Annotated in this window: 2 protein-coding genes; one reads left to right on the top strand and one right to left on the bottom strand. The window is 57.3% G+C overall.

Features of this window, described 5'->3' with window-relative positions; genetic code table 11:
- Positions 1 to 329, top strand: a 329-nt coding sequence (locus AC2FNU_RS24715; RefSeq protein WP_496794272.1) for a MarR family transcriptional regulator, incomplete at its 5' end; no start/stop codon positions are given.
- Positions 330 to 362: 33 nt separating this feature from the next.
- Here the strand turns inward: AC2FNU_RS24715 and AC2FNU_RS24710 are convergent.
- Positions 363 to 1,410 (bottom strand): aminotransferase class III-fold pyridoxal phosphate-dependent enzyme (locus AC2FNU_RS24710; protein ID WP_496794268.1); only part of this gene is annotated, 1,048 nt, incomplete at its 5' end.

The raw sequence follows: 1,410 nt of genomic DNA, 5'->3' as shown, positions 1-1,410 counted from the left end.
TAACCGAGCAGAAATGGCGGATCCTGCGTGTGCTGGATGAGCTTGGCGAAGTGGAGCAAAGCACCATTGCCAACGAAGCCTGCCTGCTGCTTCCAAGTGTGACCCGCATCCTGCGCACGATGGAGGCCGATGGCCAGATCACCCGGCGTCAGGATAGTGAAGACAAGCGCCGTACTATGGTCACGATAACAGAAGAAGGTCGATCAATTCTCAAAGAGAACCTGGCCACTTCGCTTGCGATTTCAAACAATATCGAGGCCCAGATGGGCCGCGAAAAACTGGATCAGTTGCTGGATCTTCTGGAAGAACTGCAGGCCGTCAAAGTTTGACCTCGCCTAAAACAGGCGAGGCCGATTGAACGCTCAAAGAGTCGACAGACCCGTATCCAACGCTGCCAGTATCTTGACCACATCGTCTGACGTGATGATCAACGGAGGCGACAGAATGATGTTGTTGCCGGATACTCGCACCATTACACCATCTTCGTAAGCCGCTTTCTGAACCTGCAACGGTAAGTGCTTGGCAATGGGGGCTTTGGTCGTCCGATCAGAAACGAGTTCGAGCGCGCACATCAAACCCTCGCCACCGCGCACGTCGCCAATCGCGTCGTGTTTCTCGGCCAGCCTGTGCAACCCGGCAAACAACTCATCCCCGCGTGCCGCGGCGTTTTCCCAAACCCGCAAACGGGTGATCTCGGACAGGGCAGCCAGCGCTGCCGCGGCCCCGACCGGATGGCCGGAATAGGTATAGCCCTGATCGACCGATGCCAGACCCGTGGTGTCCTTTTCGAAAACTTCAGCAACTGCGCCTGAAATCATTGCCGCACCAAATGGAAAATACCCGTTGGTGATCGCCTTCGCCGTTGTCATGATGTCTGGCTGCACACCCCAATGGCGCGCGCCGCTTTCGCTTCCAGTGCGGCCAAACGCGGTAATGATTTCATCCGAGATCAACAGGATACCATGTTTGGAACACACCTCGCGCACCATGGGCATGAAGCTTTTATGCGGTGGGATCACACCCCCGGCCCCCAGAACCGGCTCCATGATAAATGCCGCGATCGTGTTTGCCCCCTGAAACCCAATCTCGGCCTCTAAAGCTTTGACGCAAAGCTGCGCCAAACGCTCGGGGTCGGTTTCGTCAAACGGATTGCGATAGGTCCAGGGCGCGGGCACATGGAAACAACCCGGCATCATCGGCTCATAGACCGCGCGAAACTTTTGGTTGCCGTTGACCGAGGCGGCCGCGAAATGAGTGCCGTGATAGCCCTGCTTGAGGCTGATGAACTTGGTGCGCCCCGCGTCGCCCCGAACCTTGTGGTATTGCCGCGCGAGCTTCAACGCGATCTCGACAGAGTCTGAACCACCCGACGTAAAAAACGCGCGGGTCAGGCCGTCTGGCGCGAAAAAC

This window comes from Ruegeria sp. BHSB064 (assembly GCF_059613205.1).
This window is presented reverse-complemented; position numbering and strand designations above follow the sequence as displayed.